Annotated in this window: 5 protein-coding genes; 3 read left to right on the forward strand and 2 right to left on the reverse strand. The window is 29.7% G+C overall.

What is annotated here, in order from left to right; all coding sequences use genetic code 11:
- Positions 1–415: 415 nt before the first annotated feature.
- Both U9R42_01310 and U9R42_01315 read right to left on the reverse strand, forming a co-directional pair.
- Positions 416–1,189 (reverse strand): hypothetical protein, encoded by a 774-nt coding sequence (locus tag U9R42_01310; GenBank protein ID MEA3494652.1) that lies wholly within the window; start codon positions 1,187–1,189, stop codon positions 416–418.
- A 488-nt stretch (positions 1,190–1,677) separates the two neighbouring features.
- Positions 1,678–2,229 (reverse strand): WG repeat-containing protein, encoded by a 552-nt coding sequence (locus tag U9R42_01315; protein MEA3494653.1) that lies wholly within the window; start codon positions 2,227–2,229, stop codon positions 1,678–1,680.
- Positions 2,230–2,941: 712 nt separating this feature from the next.
- Here U9R42_01315 and U9R42_01320 point away from each other — a divergent pair.
- The 3 genes from U9R42_01320 to U9R42_01330 all read left to right on the forward strand — a co-directional run.
- Positions 2,942–3,499 carry an HDIG domain-containing protein gene (locus U9R42_01320; GenBank protein MEA3494654.1) on the forward strand — a complete coding sequence of 186 codons (558 nt, stop codon included), beginning with the start codon at positions 2,942–2,944 and terminating at the stop codon, positions 3,497–3,499.
- Between the two features lie 35 nt (positions 3,500–3,534).
- Complete coding sequence (locus tag U9R42_01325; protein ID MEA3494655.1) at positions 3,535–5,340, forward strand: aconitase/3-isopropylmalate dehydratase large subunit family protein; 1,806 nt, start codon at positions 3,535–3,537, stop codon at positions 5,338–5,340.
- Between the two features lie 46 nt (positions 5,341–5,386).
- Positions 5,387–5,778, forward strand: a 392-nt coding sequence (locus U9R42_01330; GenBank protein MEA3494656.1) for a hypothetical protein, incomplete at its 3' end; no start/stop codon positions are given.

The following is a 5,778-nucleotide window of genomic DNA, read 5'->3' on the forward strand; positions in this document are numbered from 1 at the left end:
TGAGATTTTTATTTTTTGAGACGAGGCGATGCCTTAGCATCAGTGAGTTGAGAAAGATAAAAATATCGCAAAAAGATAGGAATCTAATTTTGCAGAGTTTTCTTAGAGACACTACTTACCTCAGCCCTAAAGGAAGCACTGATTTTCATTGACTTTTCCCTTTAGGGTTTAGGGCAGTAAGTCATTGAATTTTTTTTTTGTTTTTTTCGAGGCACTATTTAGGATTGGGCTTAGGTCAGTTGTTCTGAATATATGAAAAAATTAGGATTTAATATTTTTGAAGCAATGTTTATCGTTTGTTCTACAATAAAGGTTTAAGTTTTAAAAAAAAGTACCTACATTCGCAATCAGGAAATAAATCCTGCCAAAAAGTTTACAGATTTTTATTTTGAAATAACTTAAATTTGTAAAAAAACTATTTGAAGTTCTTTTTTAACCAAGTATTAAGATCTTTTTTGTTTGTTTTTCCATAAAATTCAGAAAGATAACTACTGATTTCACTGGATTTAAAACTCCATGGCTTGTTTGGAAATTCATCCCAAATTATTTGCACTTCATTTTTTAATGAGGCTAAATCAGGAAGAATAGGAAAAAACTCAGAAATTAAAATTGATTTTTCGTTTTGGTAATAATATAATTTCATGGATTTTATTTTATTAAAATCCTCTATAGCTTTATTGTCAATCTTTAACAGTTCTGATTTATTAATTATTAGTACATCTTCATTGTAAGTCAACTGTTTATTTATCTCCTCTCCATTGTGTTGATAACGAATAAAGAAAAAGCTTTTTTCAGATAAAGGAAAGGACGTTGAGCTAACTTGTGAAGAGTATTCATTAATAATTAGTATGTTGCCACTAAATTCATTTCTTAAGTCAATTTTATTTAAAGCAATTCCACCGCGAGAAGCAATATTTGACATTGCAGGTAAAAAATTTGCACTACTACCATCATTGCCGGCAGTTAAAATCATTCGTCCTTTTTTAGGATTTATTACTGCAGCTTTTGAATGTTGAGTTTTAAAATTTAGTTCGTCATTCTCCGAAAATATTAAACCGCTGGAAAGTTCTTTCCCTGATTTTTTTATTAAAATTGTACCGTTAACACGTATGACCTTATATTTGCTTTGAGCAAATGAAAAGGATGAAAGAAAAATCATAAACGCAATAAGAAAAACTGATTTTTTCATAACAAATTTTTAAATGAATAGAGATTTTTAAAAAAGTAAAGATATGAAAAATAATTTTTGATTGACTATTTATGATTGACTATTTTTGATTTTCGAATGATTATTGAACGATATCTATGTTTCACAAACGATTTCAAATAAACAAAAAGAAGCACCTAAAGTTAAAAACTAAAAACTAAAAACTAAAAGCTAAAAGGTTATGTGTTACGAATATACAAAAAGAAGTACTTAGAGTTAAAAGTTAAAAACTAAAAGTTGAAAACTAAAAGTTATGGATAAACAAAAAGAAGTACTTAAAGTTAAAAACTAAAAGCTAAAAGTTATGAATAAACAAATAAACAAATAAACAGGAAGAAGTACTTAAAGTGCCTAGAGTACTTAGAGTTAAAAGATAAAAGTTAAAAGTTATGAATAAACAGATAAACAGATAAATGAATAAACAGATAAACAGATAAACAAATCAACAAATAAACAAATCCCCAGTCTTCCTATTCCTCAATAATATCCCCTTGTCTGTTAATGAAAAAATATTCATTATTGTTTCCCACTCTTGCTTTTCCTTCTGAGAAATCTTCAATGTATTCGTACCAGTCAGTTAAAGGTTTGCCGTTTAAGTAATTAATATATGCGTATTTCTTCTCATTTTTTACAAGTGCCAGATTGTAGGAAATATTACCAATGTAGTTGTACCATCCATATATTTTTGTTCCATTATTATCAAAATATGCAATTTTTTCGTTTTGATAAATTTTTGTTAAACCACGTTGAAAAGCAGAAACATATTCGTAAGTGCATTTAATAACTTCTTTTCCATTTTTATCTATATAACCGAATTTATCTTCAATTCTTACTTTTGCCAAACCATTATGATAGGGTAGAACCTGATCGAATTTAAATGGAACAACTACTTCTCCGTTTTTATCAAGAAAACCGTATTTACCATCTGTTCCCTGACTTAAGTATAGTTTTTGAGAAAAGGAAGTAGTAATAATTAGTGTTAAAATAATTGTTAAATAAAATATTCTAGAAAGCTTTAACATAATGTTTGCAATTTTTAACTGCTTCTCAAACGATGAAATTAAGGAACAAAATTATATAGAATAAAAGTAATTGTATTAGAAAATATGAAGAAAAGTTTTTAAGACTTGAATGTTATGTGTTGTTTATTTGTTTAAACGCAGAGTCGCAGAAACGCAGAGAAAAAAGTAATTAATAAATCAACGTTATTCAACTGAGGACTGCTGACTGCCGACTTGTTGATTTGTTTATATTTTCACGCAAAGACGCAAAGAACGCAAAGGAAAAAGTAATCAAAAAAGAAAAAGTCAATATAACGATAAGATGATGATGAAATAACTAAAAAAAAGTCAACCCTATTCAGGCAAGCACAGTTATTCAACTGAAGACTGGGGACTGGTAATTTGTTTATAGGTCAAAAGGACAACGTTATTCAGATAAGCACAGATTGCCACGGAATTATTTTGACAGGTATCAGTTAGTAGTAAAAAATTAATACATTATTTTTATTAGGATACTTCCTTGCAAAAACGAATTTTGTGATTGTTTAGTTAACAACAAAATAACAAAAGAATAAAAAGCAAAAATCCCTTAAAGATTAAACCATAACATGCTTTCTCGTAATTTCTTTGGTAATCAATAAAAACTTAAAACTAAAGACTGAAAATTCAAAACTATTAATCTAAATTTCGGTTTTTTAATGTGTAGATTTATCAATTCTTAAAGACTATTATTATGAATAATGAAGTACTAAAACTGTGGCCTGAGCTTAAATGGATAGGCAATGAAGATTTGAGAGAAAAGGTTGCTAAAACTTGGGAGATTGCTCTTGAAAAAAGCGTTTTATCACCTGATGACCTTAATAAAATTCCTTTTACATTACTTTGTGGTCCCGATTTAAAAGTTACTTTTATGGATCACAAAAGGGCAGTAGTCCACATTGCTAGAGATAGTGGTAATAAAATGAACGAATTTTTTAAAGATGAACTTCCTGTAAACATGGATGTTCTTATTGCAGGAGCTATACTTGCCGATGTTGGTAAATTATTGGAATATGTTCTAAATGAAGAAGGTAAAGCTGTTCAAGGGACTTATGGAAAATATTTACGTCATCCTTTCTCCGGTGTTTCACTTGCAGAGGAATGTAATGTTCCAGCCGAAGTATGTCATATTATTGCAACTCATGCAGGTGAAGGAAATATGGTAAAAAGATCAACAGAAGCTTATGTTGTTCATCATGCTGATTTTATGACATTTCTGCCTTTTAAAGACGGTTTGAAAATTGAAAAATAATTTTAATATTTAATAAAAATAAAAAAGAAAATATCGTGAATTTAATAGAAAAAATATTAGCAAATCATTCAAAATTTGATAAAGTAAAACCCGGAGACATCATTGATATAGAAATTGATACAAGGGCAGCACGTGATTTTGGCGGTGCCAATGTTGTAAAAAATATGAAAGACAATAATTTGACTCTTGATGATGTGTCAAAAACATTTTTTACATTTGATTGCAATCCAACAGGTTCTGATCAAAAATATGCTGTAAACCAACAAATTTGCAGAGTGTATGCTCGTGAAAATGGAATAAAAGTTTATGATCTTGAAAATGGAATTGGAACTCATACATTGATACATGATGGCTTATCTTATTCTGGTACAACTGCTGTTACAACAGATTCTCATGCCAATATACTTGGTGCTGTGGGTGCTTTCGGACAGGGAATGGGTGATAAAGATATTGCAGTTTCGTGGAACAAAGGCAAGGTATGGTTTAAAGTTCCCGAATCGGTAAAAATATACTTAAATGGTAAACGACCTGACGGCATTACTGCAAAAGATGTTGTCCTAAATCTTCTTGCTGAATTCGGATCAAATACTTTACTTGGTAAATCCGTAGAAATTTATGGAGAAGAAGTTGACAAATTTACTCTTGACGAAAGAATTACAATTTCTTCAATGGGTACAGAAATGGGAGCAATAATACTCTTGTTTACACCTAATGAAGAAATATTAAAATATAGCTCGGAGAGAGCTGGAAAAAAAATTGAACTTGTAAAAGCTGATGCTGATGCAAAATATGATAAAATTTATAATCTTGATTTTAGTAAATTTGTAAAAAGAATTTCACGCCCCGGCAAACCTCATGATGCTATTTCTTTTGATGGATTAACAAAAATAAAAATTGATTCAGGTTTTATTGGTAGTTGTACTAACGGTAGGTTAGAAGACATGAAAGCCGTTGCAGAAGTGTTAAAAGGTAAAAAAATAGCACCCGGAGTAGTATTAAAAATTGTTCCTGCAACCAATGAAGTTTGGGATCAATGTCTTAAAGAAGGTATTATAAAAATATTTAAAGATTCAGGAGCATTATTGTCAAATGCTGGTTGTGCAGGATGTGCAGCCGGACAAGTAGGGCAAAATGGTGAAGGTGAAATTACGGTAAGCACTGGAAATAGAAACTTTCCCGGCAAACAAGGAAAAGGAGAGGTTTACCTTTCTTCACCTGCGGTTGTTGCTGCTTCTACTGTTGCAGGTTTTATAACAACAGAAGAAAATATTCCCGATAATCCTGAAACTTTTTCTTTTGCGAGAAAAGAACACAATATTATCGATAAAAAAAAGAAGAGCAAATCAGAAAGTGAAAAAGCTGTTGAAATAAGCGGAAGAGTTTGGTTTATAAAAATGGATGATATTGATACTGATATGATTTTTCATAATAAATATTTATCAATAACCGATATTGATGAAATGGGTCAATACACATTTGATAATCTTGAAGGATATAAAGATTTTGCTAAAAAAGCCAAAGCAGGAGATATTATTGTTACTCAGAAAAACTTTGGTAGCGGAAGTTCACGCCAACAAGCGGTTGATTGTTTTAAATCCATAGGTGTTCAAGCTATTATTGCCGAGTCTTTTGGTTCTATTTATGAAAGAAATGCCATAAATGCCGCTTTCCCTATTTTAACCTATGACAATATTGATGAATTGGAATTAAAAACAGGAGATGAGATAAAAGTGAATTTCGAAAAAGGAATAATTGTAAATTTAAAAAATGCTAAATCCATTGACATTGAAAAGTTTTCGGAAGTTCAAATGGATATTTACCAAAATGACGGTTTGTTTTAAATTTGATTTAAGTATTTTTGTTCTAAACTTTATTAATTAAAATATTATGGATTATAAACAATTTTACATTGAACTCGGAAGGTTAATTTATGCTATTGCTAAAAGTGATGGTGAAGTACAGAAAGAAGAGGTAAGTATTTTTAAAAAAATTCTAAATGAGGAATTACTTCCTTTAGAAGATGCTACTGATGAATTTGGTACAGACAGTGCATTTTATACTGAATTCGAATTTGAGAATCTTAGTGAAAGAGATGCAACGGTTAACGAAACTTTTGTGTCTTTTATTAAATTTTTGAAATCAAACAAAAAAGATGTAACTGAAGAAATAAAACAAGTTTGTTTGAATTCTGTAATAAAAGTTGCCGATGCTTTTGCCGGAATTGAAAAATCCGAGCAGTATTTTATTGATAAATTAAAGAAAGAATTAGACGAGCTTTA

The organism is Bacteroidota bacterium (genome assembly GCA_034723125.1).
In the GTDB taxonomy this organism is placed as follows: domain Bacteria; phylum Bacteroidota; class Bacteroidia; order CAILMK01; family JAAYUY01; genus JAYEOP01.